We start from the raw sequence: 20,515 nt of genomic DNA, 5'->3' as shown, positions 1-20,515 counted from the left end.
AAATATTACTTTCCTTTCTCATCTTTTTTGCTGGTGGAAGGTGCCTTTTTTGCATCTTCTTTTTCTTTATCTTTTGCTTTTGCTGCTGCTTCAGCTTCTTCTTGAGCTTTTTTCGCTGCCAAGACCGGATCGTTAAAGAGATCAACTGTAGATACTCCTTGGTTTTCGGAAAGAAGAGATGTGGAACGAGCTTTCAAGACATCTTGTTCTTCTTTCAAACGATTCCTTGTTGAAGTGACATTGTAACTATAGTTACCCGGCTGTACCGGCTTAAACCCAGGCGGAGTGTAGAAACGAAGGAGATCTTCCGTATTGAAGGTATCTGACATGTCTAACATTTTATTAACTTTTTCTTGGATGCTATCCACATACTTCTGTTGACTTTCCGTTAACTTCAGAACTTCTCCGGTCTTTGTGTCATGGTAAACCGAACTTGTCGCACTTGATTTGGTGATTGTTGGTGTGACGAAACCACGATTTCGAAGTGCAACGAATTGTTCGCGTTTTGGTGCAAAGACATCTTGTCCAAACTGGATATAATCTTTTGTTGAAATACCAAGCAAGTGTTCCAAGGTTGGCATAACATCGATTTCACCGATAAATTCATCACTGATGTGTCCAGATGTTTGACCAGGAATATCAATCATGAACGGTGTACGTTGCATCATTGTATTATCATACTCTGTCCAGTTATCTGCACTTTTACCAATGAATGGGGCATAGTATTTTGTATCTGAACCAGAAATTCCGTAGTGATCACCGTAAAGAACAATAACGGATTTTTCATAAAGTCCAGATTTTTTCAAGTAATCAAAGAAATCTTTAACCGATGAATCTAGATAATTAGCGGTAACAAAATAATTGTCAACGACTGAGTTCCCTGAACCACCTTCTAAAAGTTTTGGGTTCATCTCATAATCTTCAAGACCTGTATAAGGCGTATGATTTGTAACCGTCAAATATTTCGCATAAAAAGGTTGCTGTAACTGCTCAAGATATGGAATTGAGTCGTTAAAGAAATATTTATCTTTAACGCCCCAAGCAGTAGAGTTCGTTGGCGTGAGATCATAGAAAGATTGGTCAAAGAAGTTTTGATAACCCATATTACGATAAACGTTATTACGACTGTAAAATGAGCCAACATTCCCATGGAAAACCGCACTTGAATAGCCTTCTTTTTGTTGCAGAATGGCTGGCATAGCTTGGAAAGTTTGTGTACTTCCTAGGCTTGAGAAGAGTGAACCAGATGATAAACCAAATGTTGAAGTTTCAAGCATGGTTTCTGCATCAGAAGTTTTTCCTTGTCCAACTTGGTTAAAGAAATTTGAGAAAGAATAAACAGAAGGATTATTATTATAAAGTGAATTCAAGAAAGGAGTAACTTCTTCACCGTTTACCTTCATATTAATGACATCTTGTTGCAGTGATTCAAGGTGAATCACAATAACGTTACGGTTTTTCGCAATCCCAAACATCTTGGCATTTGGCGCAAGATAGCGATCTTCTTGAATGTATTTTTGAACTTTTGTAAAGTCAGTTTTAGAAGCCATAGCTCGAGTTTCGTTGGACACATGAGTATACCAGCTATTGGTCGCTAACCATGGGCCTAAGCCCAAATAACGGACAACATAAGTGGCATCGTATTGTGCTTGTCGTGAAACTAGACGATGCTCAGTAAGATCCGCCATCCAAAAGTTTAAGCCAAAAATCATGACAGAGGCACTGAAAACCTTAAAGGCAAAAATATTCGTAGGACGACGTTCATCCATTTTAATCTTCTTGGTAAGAAAAAGCACAAGAATAACAATAATGTCAATCCAGAACACGATGTCCACCCAAGAAATAGCGATTGAACCTAAATCGAAACCTTTTCCGACCATCCCTGCTCCCCCCGTTAAGGTGTTAAGCGTAAGAAAGTCTGAAAACTCACGATAGTAAAGGATATTTCCGTAGACTAACAAGTTTCCAATCAAGTTCATTAATAGCATACCTAGATAGAAAAGCTGCTTTCTTTTAATAAACAGTATTAAGCTAAAGAAGATTGCTGTAAAGCCTATGGGATTCACAATAACCAATAGATAATCTGCAAGATTAGAAGAGTTCAAACCCTTAAAGACAGAAAAGTAAGCAATCATGGTTTTGACCCAAATAAAGAAGGTCGACCAGCATACTAAACCTAGTCGTGTATTAAAACTATTAAGTAATTTTTTCAAGGTAAACCTCAATTTATTTTTTATTTGCACAAGATTAAATTCCTTTTTTTACATTGGGAATAATTCTAACAAATGAGCCTTGAGCTAAGCTTAAGCTTTATATGGCTGACCTGTTTAAACTTCATCCTCTAATCGTACAGAAATGACCTTAGAAACCCCTGCATCAGCCATTGTGACACCATACATGGTACCTGCTGCTGCCATTGTCCCACGACGATGTGTGACAACAATAAATTGGTTGGAGTTATCAAAGTGATTCATGTAATCTCCGAAACGTTTAACATTCGCTTCATCTAATGCTGCTTCTACCTCATCCAAGACCACAAATGGAACCGTTCTAACTCGTAAAATAGCAAAAATTAATGCCAGAGCAGTTAAGGCTTTTTCTCCTCCAGACATGAGATTCAAGCTGGCTAATTTTTTACCTGGAGGTTGTACTTTGATTTCGACACCAGCTTCCAATAGATTAGTGCTGGTTAACTCAAGATTAGCTTCTCCTCCGGCAAACATTTGTGAAAAGGTTAGTTGGAAACTTTCTCTAATTTGTTCAAATGTTGTCTTAAAGCGGATTTCTACCTCTTCATTCATCTCTTGAATCGTTTCGAGTAGCATATTTTTAGCTTCCAAGAGGTCATCCCGTTGGCCACTCAAAAATTCGTGACGTTGATATACTTCCTCATACTGAGTGATAGCATCCAAATTAATAGGACCGAGCGCACGGATTTGGCGTTCTAAAAGACTGAGCTGTTGCTCTGATTCAGAAAGATTTTCAAGGATTTTAGCCTTCATTTTAGCTTCATCGAAACTCATTTCATACTCAGTAAAGAGTGTGGTTTGACGATTTTTCAAGAGCTTTTCTGATTGTTCAATCCTTACTTCCAAACGCGCTTTTTGATTATTTAGTACTTGATTTTGTTCCAATAGATCCCGATTTTGCTCTTCAAATTCTTCTGCTTGAGCTTGAAGATCGTCCCTCTCAAAGCGTAAGCTCACTAACTTCACATTAGCTTCTTGAAGTTTAGCCTCAGCCTCCTTCAATTGGTGAGCATAAAGATTACGACTTGCTTCATCGGTCTGAGCTTCTCCAATTGCTTGCAACTTAGCTTTTTCAGTACCTAAAGCTTCATATTCTTGCCTTAAGCGCTCTTGCTCTGTTTGAGCAAAACGTAATTCATTTTTTAGACTGGACAGGAGTAATTTCGTTTCATGATAAGCACTATTTTTTTGTTCTTTAAGAGCATTGAAACTTTGACTGTTAGATTTAACTTCTTCAAGTTGATCATCTAAGGATTGTTTGTCCTCAGCAATTTTAGATAGCTGCTGTATCAGCTTTTCGTTATTCTTTGATAATTCTTGCAGTGCTTGGTGTGCTTCCGTATTTTCGGTATCCGCAACCAAAGCTTGCAGATTTGCTTTTTGTTCTGATAATTGCTTAATCTGCAACTGTAAGCTTTGTTCCGCAAGGCGTTTTTCTTGAATATTGGAACGTAAAGCTTCAAGTTGACCACTCAAAGTTTGACGTGAAAGCTGTTGCTTTTGTAATTTGTCTTCGACTGCTTTTAACTTACTTTCTGCTAAAGCGATAACTTCAGTCAGATGATCAATTTCTGTGCTGGTAAAAGTTGTATTGTTACGTTTTGCTGCACCACCAGAGTAAGAACCACCCGGATTGATCTGCGTACCATCCAAGGTGACGATACGAATAGTATAGTTCATTGCCCGTGCTATTTGACTTGCATGTTCGGCTGTATCAACAATGGCGGTAGTTGCCAACAAACTTGACATTGCTCTTTGCAATCGTGGTTCAAAATTAACCAAATTTAAAGCAGTATCAATGAACCCCTCCATTGTCACAAGACGTTCGTAATTTCGAAACTCCCGCGGCTTAATTGTTGTGAGCGGGAGAAATGTTGCACGGCCCAAGCGTTTTTCTCTTAAATAAGCGATAGCTTTTTTGGCTGAGTTTTCATCTTCTACCACAATATTTTGACTGCCACCACCTAAGGCAATATCGATAGCTGTGGTGTATTTTTTATCAAAAGTTAAAAGGTCGGCAACAACGCCAACAATGCCACCAAGTGCAGCACTTTGTGTCATAACAGCCCGTACACCCTGATACAGGTTACTGTGACTGTCACGAATATTTTCCATGCTTGCAAGATTGGCCTTGTACTTGCTAAGCTGTTGCATCTGATCGTACATCACATTTTGACCTTGACGCTCTGCTTCAACATATTTTGCTTCTGTCGCGCTCTTTTCTTGTAGTTCCTTTTCAAGTTCTTGAGCAGTTTGAGTGAGCGCGCCTAACGCAGTTTCTGCTTTTGTAAGATCAGCGGAAATCGTTTGAAACTTTTCTGTGTTTTCTTTTGCGTTTTCATCAGATTCCACTAGGCGACGTGAAATATTTTCATATTCAGCCTTATTTTTAGTTAATTGATTAGAAAACTCTGCCTCTTGTTGCACCAATTGCAAATAGTCTTCGCGCAGTCGCTCTGCTAAAGTTTCTGGACTTTCAGCAAAACGTTCCAATTCTTTTTCTAACTGCTCAAGTTGTTCTTGGGCTGCCTTCTCTTTATCTTTGAGTTCCGCTTTTTTCTTTTCTGAAGTTTCTTTCTGTTGCGAAACTTCCTGTAATTTAACATCAAGTTCTTCAATACGCTCTTGACGTTCTGCAGCTGATTTTTGAGAAGAGGACTTTTGCAGATCGAAAACTTCTATTTTATGTTGTAAATCAGACTTAAGTTCTGTTAAGGACAAGCTGTCTTGTTGGACTTTCTCTTGCTCTTGTTCTACTTTCAAACGCGCTTTTTTAAGATTAGTTAGCTGCTCTTCGTAGCTTTCTTGTTGACTTTTTAAAGCACTAAGCTCAGTTTCTACTGCATTTAAGTCATCTTTCGCTTGTTCATACTTTTCCTTCTCCTCAAGAAGTTGAGCCACCAAAACAGAAAGAGCAAGCTCAGAGCGTTGTGCCTCTAAATCTTGAAAACGCAAAGCAACATCACGTTGGGCACGCAATGGTGTTAATTGACCATTAAGTTCAAAGATAATATCTTCGAGACGATCAAGATTATCTTGTGTGGTCTGTAGTTTGCTCTCTGTTTCAGCACGCCGTGTCTTGTACTTCAAAACACCAGCTGCTTCTTCAAAAATTGCTCGACGTTCTTCTGCTTTCGAATTAAAGACTGATTCGATACGTCCTTGGGAAATAATCGAAAGAGAATCACGCCCCAACCCTGTATCTGTGAAAAGTTCATGAATATCTTTCAAGCGGCACTTACGCCCATTAATCAAAAATTCCGAATCACCATTGCGATATAGGCGACGTGTAATAGTTACTTCCACGTCTTCTTCATAACCTGTAAGATACTGGTCTGCATTATCAAAAGTTACAATAACTTCAGTATAGTTTAGTGCCTTACGCTTTGCTGTACCTGAAAAAATAACATCCGGCATTTTCCCGCCACGAAGTGACTTAGCTGATTGCTCTCCTAAAGCCCAGCGTAGTGCTTCAACTATATTTGACTTACCGGAACCATTGGGTCCAACAACAGCTGTAACGCCTTGGTCAAATTCAATTTTCGTGCGGTCAGCAAAAGACTTAAAGCCGACAATTTCCATTTTTTTAAGATACATGAATCTGACCTTTTATTGCATTTTCCGCTGCTTTTTGTTCAGCAACTTTCTTTGATTTACCTCGCCCACGTCCAAGCTCTTTTCCATTATTATAAACTGCAGCGACGAATTCACGCGCGTGTGCTGGGCCTGTTTCTTCTAAAATTTTATATTCGATTATCGTCTCACCATCAACTTGCAGAACCTCTTGCAGATTTGTTTTATAATCAATGACTTTAAAATAATCGTCAGCTTTTACGTGCGGAATAACCACTCGATTTATAAATCGACGAACTTCTTCCATACCTGCATCTAAGAAAAGAGCGCCTAGAAAAGCTTCAAAGAGATTTTCTAGGTTGGTATCACGATTACGTCCGCCTGTTTTTTCCTCGCCATTACCCAAACGTAGAAAACGTCCAAACTCACACTGACGCGAAAAATTAGCCAAAGATTCTGTGCGGACAATGCTAGAACGCATCTTCGATAATTCACCTTCAAGTTTATCTGGATAAGTACGATAAAGATATTCTGAGATGATTAAAGACAGAGCGACGTCTCCCAAAAACTCCAAACGTTCATTGTTTGCAACCTTTGGGAGGCGTTCTTCATTCGTGTAGCTCGAGTGAGTAAAAGCTATTTTTAACAATTCTTCATCAGCAAATTTTATACCAAATTCATTTTTAAGCTTATTTTGAAGCTCAAACATAAAAATTCCTCCTAAATTTTATTATTAACTTAGTTATTATACCAAATTTTTGTGCCTTTTTGGTGTAGACTACAAAGAAAAGAGCTTGCACAGGCAAACTCTTTTACACACTATCCATACGCGCTAATATAAAGGCTAGAACGAAACAGAGCCCTAATGGTAGAGCCACTACCATCACGTATAAATTTAGCATTGAAATTAAAATATAGAAACTTCCAATAACTAACTGATAAAGTTGCCATATTCCACCTGTTGGTCGATCCATCCGAATAAAGGAGACCCAATTTACAATCATGATTGACATAACAAGGACAAACACTAAAGCAAAAAGTTTCAATAGAAAAAGGCCACTATGCCCTGCAATGGTCAGAGTCATTTCCAGGTCTTTTTCTTCCCAGTTAATTATGAATCGAATAAAGGCAAACATCATTAATACAGCAATAAGGGTTGTAAAAACACTCCCAATCAAGGCACAAATTTTCGCTCGTTTCATCTTTTCTCCGTTGTTTTGATGACTGTATTTTATAACTATAAGCTTAAATTAACACTAAAGTAGTGCAGATATTCAAAAAGGAAAGAAAAGCTCTCAAAAAAATTTTAAAGTTTTCGTCCATCATTCCAATCTGTCTGTAGGTAGCATGAACGCTACACATTAAAAACACTCAACGATAATAAAAAACCATAACATTTTGTCATGATTTTTTAAACTCCTATATTATTTAAGTGCTTGAGCAGCTGTAATAATAGCAAGTTTATAAACATCTTCTTCGTTACTTCCACGAGAAAGGTCAGAGATTGGTGCGTTCAGCCCTTGCAAGATTGGACCAATTGCTTCAAAGTTTCCTAGACGTTGAGCAATTTTGTAGCCAATATTACCAGATTGGATATCTGGGAAGATAAATACATTTGAACGTCCTGCCACTGGGCTATCTGGTGATTTTTGACGGGCAACTGCTGGAGAGAACGCTGCATCAAATTGAAGTTCTCCATCAATATCAAGCTCTGGATGTTCTTCTTTGACCAATGCTGTTGCTTCAACGACTTTAGTCACATCATCTGATTTACCTGAACCTTTAGTTGAGAAAGATAGCATTGCAACTTTTGGATCAATATCAAAGAGTTTTGCTGTTTCCGCTGAAGCCACGGCTATATCTGCCAAGGTATTTGCATCTGGATCAATGTTAATCGCACAATCGGCAAAGATATACTTTTCATTGTCGTCACGGCCACGAACCATAATGAATGCACCTGATACGGATTTCACACCTGGTTTAGTTTTAATAATTTGTAGGGCAGGACGGACAGTGTCCGCAGTTGAATGAACTGCACCTGAAACCATACCATCAGCGATACCCATATGTACAAGCATTGTTCCAAAATAGTTTGAATCTTTAAGGATTTCGCGCGCTTGCTCTTCTGTTACTTTACCTTTACGACGTTCAACAAAAATTTCGACCATTTTCTCAAAACGTTCACAGTTCAATGGATCGTAGATTTGAAAACCATCTGGATTAATCCCACGTGAGATTAAAGTACCTGTTACTTCAGAGATATTCCCAATAAATACTGGGGTAATCAATTTATCTGCGTACAGACGGTTAGCTGCGCCTAATACACGCGCATCTGTTCCTTCAGGAAAGACAATTTGTAGGCCTTTGCCAGAAATTTTTTGTTTGAGCGATTCAAAGAGTTCCATAATACTTCCTTTTACTATTTTTAGAATTTCAATAATGATTATATCACAATGTCACAAAAAATGCCCACTTATGTAAACGTTTTTTTAATATTATGGATAGAAGAGTTTCTTCTGTACATTCTTTTTTCGAATAAAAAAAAACAATCTTGCGATTGCTTCTTACTCTCCATGCAAAATACTGGCGATCTTCGTAGTTAAGATATCTACCCCAACAGTATTTGAAACGCCTTCTGGAATAATGACATCCGCATATCGTTTCGTTGGTTCAATAAATTGGTGATACATCGGTTTTACAGCATCCATATATTGTGTAATAACAGAATCTAAAGTACGCCCACGTTCTTCAATATCACGACGAATACGACGTAAAATGCGTACATCATCATCTGTATCCACGAACACCTTAATATCCATTAAGTTACGCAGTTTTTCGTTTTCTAAAACTAAGATTCCTTCTACAATCAAGACATCTACAGGTTCTTGTCGGTAAGTTTTTTCACTGCGTGTATGGTTGGCATAATCATAGGTTGGGATATCAACAGCACGACCATTTTGCAACTCTTTTAATTGGGCAATCAGGTAGTCTGTATCAAAAGCCAATGGATGGTCGTAGTTTGTCTTTGTACGTTCTTCAAATGTTAATTGTGATTGATCCTTATAGTAACTGTCATGTTCAATCATAGCAATGTTTTCATCTTTAAACATAGATAAAATTGCTTGAGACACGCTGGTTTTCCCACTTGCTGAGCCACCTGTTACACCGATAATCAATGGTTTTTTCAAAATTACTTCTCCATATTTTATGTATCCACTATAACTTCAATTTCTTAGGGATATTATGTTATTCTCCCTATTTTATCATAAAACTGAACCAGCTTCAGCTCTAAAAACTATTTCAAACCAATCTTTTTTATCACTTAAAAAATTTAGTGACTTTTATTTTCACAGCTCATGCATTAGTTTTAAATGAGTTTTGCCAAAAAATTTGCTATAATAGTTTTAATAAATTTTTGATAAGAAAAGGGGTGTATGATGCTTAAACTTGGAATTATCGGTACTGGGTGGATTAGTGGATCTTTTGTCGAAGCTGCCCATCTCACCAAAAAATATAGTCTTGAGGCTGTTTACTCACGTAATCTTGAGAGTGCAGTATCTTTTACAGAAGACTTTGACGATATCGAACTTTACGATGATTTAGATGATTTTTTCAAGCATGATTTGGATATCATCTATATTGCCAGCCCAAATGCTATTCATTTTGAACAAGCGAAGGCTGCTATTTTAGCAGGTAACAATATCATCGTTGAAAAACCAGCGTTTTCAAATCCACAAGAATTAGCTGAAATTATCAAGTTAGCGGATGAAAATGACGTTCTCTTTTTCGAGGCTGCCCGAAACATCCATGAGCAAGCCTTTGAGACCATCAATTTATTCTTAGCAGATAAAAAAGTTGTTGGGGCTGATTTTACCTATTCAAAATACTCTTCAAAAATGCCTGCACTATTAGCTGGAAAACTTCCCAATAAATTCAACAGTAAATTTTCTGGTGGCCTCCTGGCAGATCTAGGTGTTTATCTCCTCTATGCAGCTGTTTATTGGTTTGATAAACCACAATCTGCTTGCTACGATGCAGTCCTTCTGTCAAGTGGTGTGGATATTTCTGGTATTGGAAGCTTGGATTATGGTGATTTCAAAGTTGCAATCAAATGCGCAGGAAACCTCACAAGCTATCTCTCAAGTGAAATCTACACAGATCAAGGCACTTTGATTTTAGATGGTGTCAATGCTATAACCTCTGCAAAATTTATTCGTTTTGATGGAAGCAAGGAAGTTATCAAGGTTACACCGCCAAAACATTCTCTCTTTGATGAAGCTCTCCACTTTGCTGAAATCATTGAAACTATTTCTACTCCTGCTGCTCGCTCACTCTACAAAGACTTACACCAGTTGGCACAAGATGTTTCCGAAACAAGTTATATGATGCGCCAAAGTGCAGGAATCGTCTTTGAAGCTGATAAAAAATAAGATTTAATCATTGACTCCTTGTCGGAGTCTTCTGATCCCTTAGTTAAATTGGATATAACCCGGACCTCCTAAGTCTGAATCGCCAGTTCGAACCTGGCAGGGATCATTAAAAAAGCTTCCTTAAGGAAGCTTTTTCTTTATACTTATTCAATTGAGGCATAAAACCTATAAAGGAGAATATGGGATTCGAACCCATGCGCGGTTTTACCCACCTATACACTTTCCAAGCGTACCTCTTCAGCCTCTTGAGTAATTCTCCAAATGTTAATTATCAATTTTCAAAATATATTATACCATATCCTCTGTCATAAATGCCAATTTATGTGTAGTTTGTTATAACAACAATTAAAAAACTCTTCCACATGACATGGAAGAGTAGGAGTTTTATGAAAAAATTTTATTGGAATAAATGTATTATACTGTTTGCTCCTTAAAAGGAGCTCAAGTCAAAATAAACTGAAACAGAAATATACTTTTACTTCTTTTAAAGTAGTCCTGCATCTTTAAGGATATCTTCAAGATAGGTACCTTTTATCTTCTTCAAACCAAATTTCAAAGATTCTTTTTTCAAAAGAGGCAAATCCATTTCCATCAATTTCTTTTTGTCTGAAAGATAATAAACCGAGCGAGCTAGTGTGCGCAAGTCGTAAGCCGAAGCAAAAACTTCAGGGACACCACGCTCTACATTTAGAAATTGATAAACAGCTTCCATCGCGGTACGTACCGAATACTCGGTTGTGAAGACCGTATCTCTCTCTGTCTCAGCAAAATTCCCAATAAAGGCAAGATTCACAGAATTTTCCGGAATCACTTGAGGACGATCCCCTGGCTCACGTAACATAAAGTAAGAGGTAATAAAGGGCATATAAACTGGAATCGTATTAGTATTTTCTTTAACAAATTCCTCTATTTCTGCTTCAGGCATACCCAAATGATAAAGGAGCTCTTGTGTTATTTCCTCACCGGTACATTTCTCAATGGGTTTTTTAATATAGTTCCCTGGTGTATTAGACAAGAGACCATAAACCCATGTCACAGTTTCACCATCTTTTTGTTCCTTAAAATGAGGTTGACGATGGGTAGTGAAACTCATCAGCCAGTTTGAATCCTTAATAGTGATAATTCCGCCTGTCACAACTTTACCTGAACGTAATTCACGATGAGTTAGTTTTTCAAAATAAGGTTGAATTTTGAGATTCTTCCAAGTCACGGTCGCCGATACAAACCAACTTTCATCAGGTAAGTTGTCATAAAAGACTTCTGGTTTCCCAAATTCGGGTGACTGCGCAGCCAGATTTTTCCAAAGTTTCCAAGAGCCACCTAAATCTTTTGTAATTGGCGCTGCTTCTGTTGGACTTCCTTGTGTTGAACTTTCAGTAATTGAACCATTCGTCACAAAAACAAGGTCATCTTCCGTCAAGTCTTGTACTTTTCCATCTGCAAATATAATTTTCTTAGCTACTTTTTTGTTGTTCGAAAAATCTACTTCAATATTTTCAACTTGTGCTTCATATTGGAAGATTACACCATGGTCTTTCAAAAAGGCAAGCAAGGGTTTTACTAAAGATTCGTATTGATTATACTTTGTAAATTTTAGTGCTGTGAAGTCTGGTAGTCCCTTGATATGATGAATAAATCGCATAATGTAGCGGCGCATTTCAATCGCTGAGTGCCATTTTTCAAAAGCAAACATTGAGCACCAGTAAAGCCAAAAGTTTGATTCAAAAAATTCTTCACTGAAAACATCTTCAATTTTTTTGCCTACCAAACTTTCTTCCTGTGCCATGAAAAGCTTCACGATTTCATCTTGAGCTTGTCGACTTAAGGTAAATTGTCCATCATCAGCAACACGTTCACCACGATTCGCAATAATACGACAATTAGAAGAGTTAGGATCATCCTTATCTAAATAGTAAAATTCATCTAAAACTGAAGCATTTTCAACTTCCAGACTTGGAATAGAATGAAAAAGATCCCAAAGACACTCAAAATGGTTTTCCATTTCACGTCCTCCACGAATCACAAAGCCATCATGTGGAATAAACGAACCGTCTAAAGAGCCGCCTGAAAGAGAAAGTTCTTCTAAAATATGAATACGATTCCCTGGGACTTGGCCATCTCTGATCAGAAAGACAGCCGCAGCCAGTCCTGCAAGACCTGCTCCGACAATATAGGCAGACTTCTTATCAGCCTCTTGTGGTTTTCTTGGTCGAACAAAAGCTTCATAATTTCCGTTTGTATAACGCATATTCAATCCCTCTTTTCTAATTGTTCTTATAATTCGATTATATTCTTAAAAGAGAGCGATTTCAAATTTCTTCTGGCTCTTTTGGACAAGTCTATATTTTTTGAGTAAAAAAGAAACTCAAACAAAAACCAGCTCCTTATCTTGATATCACTTGCTTCATTTCACCTTGTATATTACCTTTTTACTAAAATCTTTTCTGCGTTTTCTCTTTATTTTTTGCACGATGTAATGCTCTAAGTTTTTGTCTCTTTTTAGCATGATAGATTGCCAAAGCATGTATGAGAATAGAGACAAAGAAGAGAAGAAACATCTCTCTAAGTGTCATCCATTCAGAAAATAAAAGCAAGACAGAGAAATTCACCACAAATATAAAGACGTAATAAGCACGCTCTTTATTTTTATTCATAAGCTCTATGGGATAGATACTATTCGAGAAAGAGATACTCGTGGAAGGTGAACTCCAACGCTTCTGAATCTGGTTCTTGCTCTACATTCACATTACTCGCTTGAACCATACCAACGGCTGATGGCATTGATGCTGATAATAAAGTTAAACCTGATTTGAAGATCAAACTAATACATTTTAAAACAAAAAAACACCCTAAGGAGGTGCTTTTTTATGCTTAATGTGCTACTGGATTGCTAGCAATAATTTCCATATTACCTGAAAGTTGCCATTGCTCAATCCCTGTAGGGAGGATAAAGTGGTCGCCTTTCGATAATGCATACGTTTTATCAGCCACCGTAAGTTGTCCTTCTCCTTCAAGAATAGACACAAGCATATAATCTGCTGTAGCTTCAAAGTCTTGTGTCCCGTGAATTGACCATTTATAAACGTCAAAGAACTCTGATTTTACCAAAGTTGTCAAGTCTGCATTTTCTTCTTTAACGACTTGAACTTTGTTTTCTGGTGTTTGATCCCCTGGAATGTGAAGCACATCAATTGATTGTTGTATGTGTAATTCACGAAGATTGCCTTGGTCATCCTTACGATCGAAATCATATACACGGTAAGTTGTGTCGCTTGATTGTTGCGTTTCCAGAATAACAATGCCCGCACCAATTGCATGCATTGTTCCTGCAGGTACATGGAAGAAATCACCTGCTTTGACTTTAACTTTGCGTAGTAAGTGATCCCAGTCTCCCGAATTAATCATTTCTGCAAGTTCTTCACGTGATTTTGCATTATGTCCATAAATAATCTCAGAACCTTCTTCTGCTGAAATGATATACCAACATTCTGTTTTACCAAGCTCGCCTTCATGCTTCATACCGTATTCATCATTTGGATGAACTTGCACTGAAAGCCAGTCATTGGCGTCCAATATTTTTGTTAAGAGAGGAAATACTTCTTCTTTCGTATTGCCGAAAAGCTCACGGTGTTGGTCAAATACCTTGTCTAATTTTTGTCCAGCGAATTTTCCATTTTTAATTGTTGAAACACCATGTGGATGAGCTGAAATTGCCCAGTATTCACCGATTTTATCAGATGGTAATTCATAGCCAAAAGATTTAAGGTGATCACCACCCCAGAGTTTTTCTTGCAATACGGAATCTAAAAATAATGGTTCTATTGACATTTTTTCTCCTCATTTGTTTAATAATACTTCGTTCATTATAGCACAAAAGCGGTTTATTTTTCCTGTACAAGCAATCTTTTTGTATTTTTATAAAATAAAAAAGCTTCCTCTAAGGATTCGCTCTTTTATCTTGTATCAATCTTCTTTTCATAAAATCGCTTTTTAGTGACAGTCAGTATTTAAAATTTATATGAGATAAAACATTCGGTATTTCAGCAACAAATAATGCAATAATCACAAATAAAATTGCAATCAAGGCAATTTCCCACACCATCAAGATAACCAATGGATGAACACCGTCAATATATAATTTATCTGCAATTTTGTCCATCCAGTGTTGTTTCATAAACATAATATATCAGATAAATTATAAAAACGCAATCGTTAGTCTCCAATTTATCGATAATTACTCGCTTTAATGCTGATAATTATTATCAAATTCATCGACTTCGATATATATGTAAGACTTTTTGTCCGGCAGTGCTTTTCGAATATCTTTTTCGATTGCATTAATAATTTCATAGCTTTGTGCTTCATACTCTGCTGGAATATCAATCTTTGCCGCAATTAGAATCTCAGTTGGACCGATGTGGATTGTCTTGATATCAATCAACTGTTTAACTGTTTCACGAATAAAGCTACGTGTTATTTTTTCTAAATCTGAAGCAGTGACACTTTCACCAACAATTAAACTATAGAACTCTCGCACCAAAAAGACTGCTGCTGCCATGAGCAATAAACCAATCAAGATTCCGGACAGAGCATCATACATGGGGTTCCCTGTAAGAAAAGTGAGGACTGTTCCTCCAAGTGCTAACATTAAACCAATAATGGCACAGAAATCCTCCGCAAAGATAACTAAAATCTCACTGTGTCGACTCTCATGCAAAAATCTAAACAAGGGTAATTTTTCGGTATTGAGCTCTTTAATTTCTTTAAAAGCAACGCGAAGTGAACTGCCCTCTATAATCATGCCAAAGAGTAAGATAGCAATCAGAAGCAAAGGATTATTGACCTCATGAGCAGGGTGGACCAGCTTGTCATAAGCCTCCATTACACCAATAACGCCACCACCAAAAAACAGGAAAGTAGCGACCAACATGCTAAAAAAGTATTTTGCACGCGCTTCTCCAAAAGGATGGACCTGGCTTTGTGCTCTTTTGGCACGCTTATCACCAAAAAGCAACAAAACTTGATTTCCACAGTCAACTAAACTGTGTATACTTTCGTTGAGCATTGCCGCACTACCACTTAAGGCATAACCTACAAACTTACTTATTGCCACTAGTACATTGGCACCAAGGGCTGCGATCACGGATCCCATGCCAGTATGTTCTTTTTCTGCCATAATATTTTTCCTCATTATACTTTTTATTTAGATTTTAACACAATAACCTGCTTTGCACATACAAGTGTGACTTTTAGCATTTTGCCATGAGTATTATAGCACAGTCCCCTCATTTTTGCAGACTATATATAAAAAAATAAGCCTCAATGATGAGTGCTTATTTTTTTTATTAATATTCTGGTTTATCCAAATTACGGAGAAGTTCATCGATTTTTGAACCATATTCGACAGATTCATCTTTGGCAAACTTCAAATCCGGGATACGATACATGGTCATACGTTGTGCTAACTCACGTTTAACAAGACCTGTAGCTTTTTCCAGACCTTTTTTAGCTTTTTCATTGTCACTGGCAAGGTTAGACAGCAAGCTGTAATAAACTGTTGCTTGACTCAAATCACCTGTCACTTGAACATCTGTAATATTCACATCTTGAACGCGGGGATCTCGAATCTTATGACGCAAAATATCATTGATTTCACGTTGGATTTCGACAGCCACACGGTCACTGCGGAAGGAAGTGCCCATAATCATTCTCCTTTTTTATTTTTTCCTCAAACATTTTAAATTTTAACGCTTGATTTCAACCATTTTATAAACTTCAAATGTATCGTCAACAAGAATGTCGTTGTAGTTTTCTACCATCAAACCACCTTCTTGTGCATTACCGACTTCTTTAACATCATCTTTGTAATGTTTCAAGCTAGCGATAGCTCCATCATGGATAACTACACCGTCACGAATAACTCGAACGCTGGCATCACGTTGAACTTTACCACGGATAACCATAAATCCGGCAATTGTACCAACTTTAGAAACGTTGAATGTTTCACGGACAATCGCTTCACCGATAATTTCTTCTTTGTATTCTGGATCCAGCATACCACGCATGGCTGTTTCGATTTCTTCAATAACTTTATAGATGATGCTGTGAAGACGAATATCTACATCTTCATGTTCTGCTTGCTCACGTGCAAGTCCCGTTGGACGAACATTGAAACCGATGATAATCGCATTTGAAGCTGCTGCTAATGAAACGTCTGATTCACTAATCGCACCAACTGCCGCGTGAACGATATCAACTTTTACACCTTCAACATCAATTTTTTGTAAGGAAGCAGCCATCGCTTCAGCTGTACCTTGTACATCAGCCTTGATGATGATGTTAACTGTTTTAACTTGACCTTCTTTAAGTGTATCAAAGAGGTTATCAAGACTTACACGACGTGTGCTTTGACGTTTAATCAATTGGGCACGTTTGGCACGTTCTTCACCAGCTGCACGTGCAGATTTTTCATCTTCAAAGACGGCGAAATGATCACCAGCTTGAGGCACATCAGAGAGACCTGTCAATTCGACTGGTGTTGATGGCAAAGCTTCTTTAATACGACGACCCAAATCATTTGTCATCGTACGTACACGACCATATGTGTTACCAACAACGATTGGGTCTTGAACGTGAAGTGTACCTTGTTGTACCAAGAGTGTTGCAATAGCACCACGTCCTTGGTCAAGACGTGCTTCAACAACTGTACCAATAGCACGGACAGTTGGGTCTGCTTTAAGTTCTTGCATTTCAGCAACAAGCAAAACAGTTTCCAAAAGAGCATCAAGATTTTGATTGAATTTAGCTGAGATTTCAACAAATTCAGATTCACCGCCCCAAGCTTGTGACATAACACCATGTTCAGCTAATTCTTGAATTACACGCTGTGGGTTTGCACCTGGTTTATCAATTTTGTTAATGGCAACGATGATTGGCACACCAGCAGCTTTTGAGTGATTGATAGCTTCAATCGTTTGTGGCATAACACCATCATCAGCAGCAACAACCAAGATTGTAATATCGGTTACTGAGGCACCACGTGCACGCATGCTTGTGAATGCTTCGTGCCCTGGTGTGTCCAAGAAAGTGATTTTCTTATCTCCAGTTTTGATTTGATAAGCACCGATATGTTGTGTGATACCACCAGCTTCACCTTCAGTGACACGAGATTCACGGAAACGGTCAAGCAAGGTTGTTTTACCATGGTCAACGTGACCCATGATTGTAACAACAGCTGGACGTTCTACCATGTTTTCTTCGTTAAGGTAACCTTCTTCAACGAAAAGACGTTCAATATCAGATTGGTCTTCTTCCACTTTTTTAACTGGAGTAATACCATAATCCATAAGGATTAATTCCAAAGTATCTTCATCAAGAGATTGGTTTTGATTAACCATTGTTCCCATCATGAAAAGTTTTTTGATGATCTCAGCTGGTTCACGTTTGATTGCTTTTGCAATATCTTGAACGTTCATTCCTTCAGCATATTCCACTGATTCTGGTAATTCATGATATTTACGAGTAGATACTGGTGCGGCAGATTGTTGGTTTTTACCTCCACGGCGACCTTTTTGATTCCAGTTTGAGTTACGTGCATTACGTACTTGATTACGGTTATCATTTACACGCAATGGTCCGCCTGGGCGACGACCATCTGAAGATTTGTCGTGTTCGTTTTTCTTGCGGTCACGATCACGGCGGTTATTGTTTTTACCGGAAGTAGCAGGTGCTGTAAATACTTCTGTTGAGGGTTTACTCTCAAATTTATTGCCGCCACGATTTTGGTTATCATTATTGCGACGATTGTCATTTTGATTGCGACCTTGTCCACCGCGACGATTGTCATTGTTACGGCGATCATTTTGACGACGTTCTTGACGAGCAGCATCTTTTTTCGCTGCTTCTTTTTTGATATCTTCTGCGCGTTTTACGACTTTGATTTGAATCCTTGGTTTTTTATCCAATGCTTTTTTAGGTTCTTCTTTCACTGGCTCAGTAGTTTTTTCTTCTTGCTTTTTCGCTGCTGGAGCTGGAGCTTCTGATTTCTTCTCTACTTTTGGCGCTGTTTTTTCTTGTTTTACTGTTTTAACTTCTTCCACTTTTGGTTCAGCCTTTACTTCAGCTTCAACCTTTGCGGCTTTTTCTGCTTCTTCTTTAGCTTTAATACGTGCCAAGATGGCAGGATCTTCAACCACTGCTTTTCCTGCAAAGGTACGTGGCGCGTCATCTTTTTTCTTTGATGTTTTCGCTTTTGACTGGGTATCTTTTGCTGGAGCAGCTGTTTTTTCTGTTGCAGTAGTTCCTGATTTCACACGTGCAATGATTTTTTCTGCTTCAGCATCTGTGACTGAACTTGAGTGAGCTTTAACAGCCAAGCCCAATTCTTGTGCAGCTGACACAAGATCAGCATTTTTCAATCCTGTTTCTTTTGCGATTTGATTAATTCGTTTTTTATCAGACAATGTTGTCCTCCTTATTTTTTAGTTAGTCATAAGGCTCTCCATTTTCTTTGCAAATCCATCATCAGCAATGGCTAACACTTTTCGATTAGCACCAATTGCTACTGAAAGTTCATTTACTGAGAACGTTTGTAAGACGCTTACCTCATAGTAACTCGATTTATCGGTGATTTTTTTGATCAAATTCTCTGACGCATCATGGGCAACAAAAACTAAACTGGCTTTGCCATTTTGAATGGCTTTAACCACAAGTTCTTCACCTGTGATGACTTTTCCTGCACGTTTAGCAAGACCGAGTAAATTCAATACTTTTTTTGTATTATTCATATTAGCCTTAGTCCGGTGCCAAGTCTGCCGAATAAGTAGCTTCTGCTAATTCACGGCGTGCAACTTGGTGTTCAACATAACTGATCAGTTCGTCATAAAATTCGTCTGAGATTTTTGTACTAAAAGTACGATCAAAGACATGTCTCTTCTTAGCGAGCTGTGCTTCTTCATTTGATAAGGCAATATAAGCACCACGGCCATGTGCCTTACCTGTCGGGTCAATGGAGATTTGCCCCTCTTTGTTAAAAGCAATACGTAAAAGATCACGTTTAGCGATTTGCTCACCAGAAACTACAGACTTTCTCATGGGAGTCTTTTTTTGTTTCATAGGCCTATTCTTCAGTTGTTGCTTCTTCTGAAACAGTTTCAGCAACTTCTTCTACAATTTCATCTACTTCTTCAACAAGTGCATCAAGCTCCGCCATTTCCTTTTGGAAATCTTCTTCGGACTTGATATCAATCTTACAGTTTGTAACGTGTGCAGCAAGACGTACATTTTGTCCACGTTTACCGATTGCTAAGGATAATTGATCTTGAGCAACAACTGCAATTGCTGAACCGTCTTCACGGATAGCCACTTGCTCGATACGAGCTGGTTTAAGTGCGTTGGCAATCAAGGTTGCTTTGTCGGCATTGTATTCGATGATATCCATCTTTTCACCCGCAAGCTCACGGATAATACCTTGAATACGTGCACCTTTTGCACCAACCATTGTACCGATAGCATCGACGTTTTCATCATGACTTTCGACAATGACTTTCGCACGATCACCTGCATCACGCGCAACAGATTTGATTTCTACTGTTCCATCGTAAACTTCAGGGATTTCTTTTTCAAACATACGTTTAAGCATATCTGGTGCTGTACGGCTGATGAAGACCCGTGTCCCTTTTGGTGTCAAAAGTACGTCAGTCACATAAACTTTCACTTTGTCACCAACGTGATAATTTTCTTGACTGATACGGTCTTTGGCTGTCAAAAGTGCATCCACACGGCCCAAGTTAACGTAAACTGCACGCGCATCAACTTTTTCAACGGTACCCATGATGATTTCATCTTTATAACGGCTGTATTCATTGTAAATGATTGTACGTTCTTCTTCACGCATTTTTTGCATGATAACTTGTTTAGCTGCTCCCGCCGCTGTACGTGCAAAATCTTTTGGTTTTTCTTCAAACATGATTTTGTCGCCAATTTCATAATGCGGGTTTAATTCTTGGGCATCTTCAAGTGAGATTTCAAGACGGCTATCAAAGACTTCATCCACAATTTCACGTGTTGAGTAAACATTGAAGTTTCCTTTTTTCTCATCGAAAATAACTTTCACATTTTGTGCTTGACCATATTGGCGCTTGTAAGCAGCTGTGATTGCTTGCTCAATTGCTTCGATAACAATCTCTTGTTTAATGCCTTTTTCTTCTTCTAGCATTGTAAAGGCGTTAAGCATTTCCTTGCTCATTTTGTTTTTTCCTCTTT

The 20,515-nt window shown here is 38.1% G+C and carries 18 protein-coding genes and 2 tRNA genes; 2 read left to right on the top strand and 18 right to left on the bottom strand.

Features of this window, described 5'->3' with window-relative positions; all coding sequences use genetic code 11:
* Positions 1-5: 5 nt before the first annotated feature.
* From BZZ03_RS07255 to udk, 6 genes are all read right to left on the bottom strand, one after another.
* Entirely contained in the window at positions 6-2,243 is a 2,238-nt protein-coding gene (locus tag BZZ03_RS07255; RefSeq protein WP_019292702.1) for an LTA synthase family protein, read from the bottom strand.
* Positions 2,244-2,327: 84 nt separating this feature from the next.
* Positions 2,328-5,846: a chromosome segregation protein SMC gene (gene smc, locus BZZ03_RS07250; RefSeq protein ID WP_086582883.1), complete on the bottom strand. Its 3,519-nt coding sequence runs from the start codon at positions 5,844-5,846 to the stop codon at positions 2,328-2,330.
* On the bottom strand, positions 5,836-6,531 hold the full coding sequence (gene rnc / locus BZZ03_RS07245; protein ID WP_004256199.1) for a ribonuclease III: 696 nt from the start codon (positions 6,529-6,531) through the stop codon (positions 5,836-5,838). The genes smc and rnc overlap by 11 nt, the downstream gene beginning before the upstream one ends.
* Positions 6,532-6,634: 103 nt before the next feature.
* Positions 6,635-7,024, bottom strand: a complete 390-nt coding sequence (locus BZZ03_RS07240) for a hypothetical protein (protein ID WP_086582882.1) — start codon at positions 7,022-7,024, stop codon at positions 6,635-6,637.
* A 222-nt stretch (positions 7,025-7,246) separates the two neighbouring features.
* Complete coding sequence (gene pta / locus BZZ03_RS07235; protein ID WP_004256194.1) at positions 7,247-8,227, bottom strand: phosphate acetyltransferase; 981 nt, start codon at positions 8,225-8,227, stop codon at positions 7,247-7,249.
* Positions 8,228-8,386: 159 nt separating this feature from the next.
* A complete protein-coding gene (gene udk, locus BZZ03_RS07230) occupies positions 8,387-9,010 on the bottom strand; it encodes a uridine kinase (protein ID WP_003135541.1) in 624 nt (207 codons plus the stop codon).
* A gap of 249 nt (positions 9,011-9,259) precedes the next feature.
* Here udk and BZZ03_RS07225 point away from each other — a divergent pair, with 249 nt between their 5' ends.
* A complete protein-coding gene (locus BZZ03_RS07225) occupies positions 9,260-10,252 on the top strand; it encodes a Gfo/Idh/MocA family protein (RefSeq protein WP_191672832.1) in 993 nt (330 codons plus the stop codon).
* 33 nt (positions 10,253-10,285) lie between these two features.
* Positions 10,286-10,358: transfer RNA gene (locus tag BZZ03_RS07220), tRNA-Arg, on the top strand.
* A 65-nt stretch (positions 10,359-10,423) separates the two neighbouring features.
* Here the strand turns inward: BZZ03_RS07220 and BZZ03_RS07215 are convergent.
* From BZZ03_RS07215 to nusA, 12 genes are all read right to left on the bottom strand, one after another.
* Positions 10,424-10,511, bottom strand: a tRNA-Ser gene (locus BZZ03_RS07215).
* 225 nt (positions 10,512-10,736) lie between these two features.
* Entirely contained in the window at positions 10,737-12,500 is a 1,764-nt protein-coding gene (locus BZZ03_RS07210; protein WP_017369223.1) for an oleate hydratase, read from the bottom strand.
* A 184-nt stretch (positions 12,501-12,684) separates the two neighbouring features.
* Positions 12,685-12,906, bottom strand: a complete 222-nt coding sequence (locus tag BZZ03_RS07205) for a hypothetical protein (RefSeq protein ID WP_086582880.1) — start codon at positions 12,904-12,906, stop codon at positions 12,685-12,687.
* A 19-nt stretch (positions 12,907-12,925) separates the two neighbouring features.
* Positions 12,926-13,072: a hypothetical protein gene (locus tag BZZ03_RS11995; RefSeq protein ID WP_158092870.1), complete on the bottom strand. Its 147-nt coding sequence runs from the start codon at positions 13,070-13,072 to the stop codon at positions 12,926-12,928.
* Between the two features lie 51 nt (positions 13,073-13,123).
* A complete protein-coding gene (manA, locus tag BZZ03_RS07200; RefSeq protein WP_086582879.1) occupies positions 13,124-14,080 on the bottom strand; it encodes a mannose-6-phosphate isomerase, class I in 957 nt (318 codons plus the stop codon).
* A 172-nt stretch (positions 14,081-14,252) separates the two neighbouring features.
* Positions 14,253-14,426 carry a hypothetical protein gene (locus tag BZZ03_RS11990; protein WP_153925191.1) on the bottom strand — a complete coding sequence of 58 codons (174 nt, stop codon included), beginning with the start codon at positions 14,424-14,426 and terminating at the stop codon, positions 14,253-14,255.
* Positions 14,427-14,495: 69 nt separating this feature from the next.
* Positions 14,496-15,428: a cation diffusion facilitator family transporter gene (locus tag BZZ03_RS07195; RefSeq protein WP_019291798.1), complete on the bottom strand. Its 933-nt coding sequence runs from the start codon at positions 15,426-15,428 to the stop codon at positions 14,496-14,498.
* 169 nt (positions 15,429-15,597) lie between these two features.
* Positions 15,598-15,954, bottom strand: coding sequence for a 30S ribosome-binding factor RbfA (gene rbfA / locus BZZ03_RS07190; protein WP_003135548.1), 357 nt, complete (start codon positions 15,952-15,954; stop codon positions 15,598-15,600).
* Between the two features lie 42 nt (positions 15,955-15,996).
* Complete coding sequence (gene infB, locus BZZ03_RS07185) at positions 15,997-18,714, bottom strand: translation initiation factor IF-2 (protein ID WP_004256178.1); 2,718 nt, start codon at positions 18,712-18,714, stop codon at positions 15,997-15,999.
* An 18-nt stretch (positions 18,715-18,732) separates the two neighbouring features.
* Positions 18,733-19,038 carry a YlxQ-related RNA-binding protein gene (locus tag BZZ03_RS07180; protein WP_004256177.1) on the bottom strand — a complete coding sequence of 102 codons (306 nt, stop codon included), beginning with the start codon at positions 19,036-19,038 and terminating at the stop codon, positions 18,733-18,735.
* A 7-nt stretch (positions 19,039-19,045) separates the two neighbouring features.
* Positions 19,046-19,366: an RNase P modulator RnpM gene (gene rnpM / locus BZZ03_RS07175; protein ID WP_004256176.1), complete on the bottom strand. Its 321-nt coding sequence runs from the start codon at positions 19,364-19,366 to the stop codon at positions 19,046-19,048.
* A 4-nt stretch (positions 19,367-19,370) separates the two neighbouring features.
* Positions 19,371-20,498 carry a transcription termination factor NusA gene (gene nusA / locus BZZ03_RS07170; RefSeq protein ID WP_004256172.1) on the bottom strand — a complete coding sequence of 376 codons (1,128 nt, stop codon included), beginning with the start codon at positions 20,496-20,498 and terminating at the stop codon, positions 19,371-19,373.
* Positions 20,499-20,515: the final 17 nt, after the last annotated feature.

Source organism: Lactococcus petauri (assembly GCF_002154895.1).
Lineage (GTDB): Bacteria > Bacillota > Bacilli > Lactobacillales > Streptococcaceae > Lactococcus > Lactococcus petauri.
This window is presented reverse-complemented; position numbering and strand designations above follow the sequence as displayed.

Coding starts and splice junctions, on each gene's coding strand:
- manA (WP_086582879.1), bottom strand. CDS start 14,080: ATGTCAATAGAACCATTATTTTTAGATTCCGTATTGCAAGAAAAACTC.
- BZZ03_RS07240 (WP_086582882.1), bottom strand. CDS start 7,024: ATGAAACGAGCGAAAATTTGTGCCTTGATTGGGAGTGTTTTTACAACC.
- rnc (WP_004256199.1), bottom strand. CDS start 6,531: ATGTTTGAGCTTCAAAATAAGCTTAAAAATGAATTTGGTATAAAATTT.
- smc (WP_086582883.1), bottom strand. CDS start 5,846: ATGTATCTTAAAAAAATGGAAATTGTCGGCTTTAAGTCTTTTGCTGAC.
- nusA (WP_004256172.1), bottom strand. CDS start 20,498: ATGAGCAAGGAAATGCTTAACGCCTTTACAATGCTAGAAGAAGAAAAA.
- BZZ03_RS07205 (WP_086582880.1), bottom strand. CDS start 12,906: ATGAATAAAAATAAAGAGCGTGCTTATTACGTCTTTATATTTGTGGTG.
- BZZ03_RS07195 (WP_019291798.1), bottom strand. CDS start 15,428: ATGGCAGAAAAAGAACATACTGGCATGGGATCCGTGATCGCAGCCCTT.
- BZZ03_RS11990 (WP_153925191.1), bottom strand. CDS start 14,426: ATGAAACAACACTGGATGGACAAAATTGCAGATAAATTATATATTGAC.
- BZZ03_RS07180 (WP_004256177.1), bottom strand. CDS start 19,038: ATGAATAATACAAAAAAAGTATTGAATTTACTCGGTCTTGCTAAACGT.
- rnpM (WP_004256176.1), bottom strand. CDS start 19,366: ATGAAACAAAAAAAGACTCCCATGAGAAAGTCTGTAGTTTCTGGTGAG.
- pta (WP_004256194.1), bottom strand. CDS start 8,227: ATGGAACTCTTTGAATCGCTCAAACAAAAAATTTCTGGCAAAGGCCTA.
- BZZ03_RS07210 (WP_017369223.1), bottom strand. CDS start 12,500: ATGCGTTATACAAACGGAAATTATGAAGCTTTTGTTCGACCAAGAAAA.
- rbfA (WP_003135548.1), bottom strand. CDS start 15,954: ATGGGCACTTCCTTCCGCAGTGACCGTGTGGCTGTCGAAATCCAACGT.
- BZZ03_RS07225 (WP_191672832.1), top strand. CDS start 9,260: ATGCTTAAACTTGGAATTATCGGTACTGGGTGGATTAGTGGATCTTTT.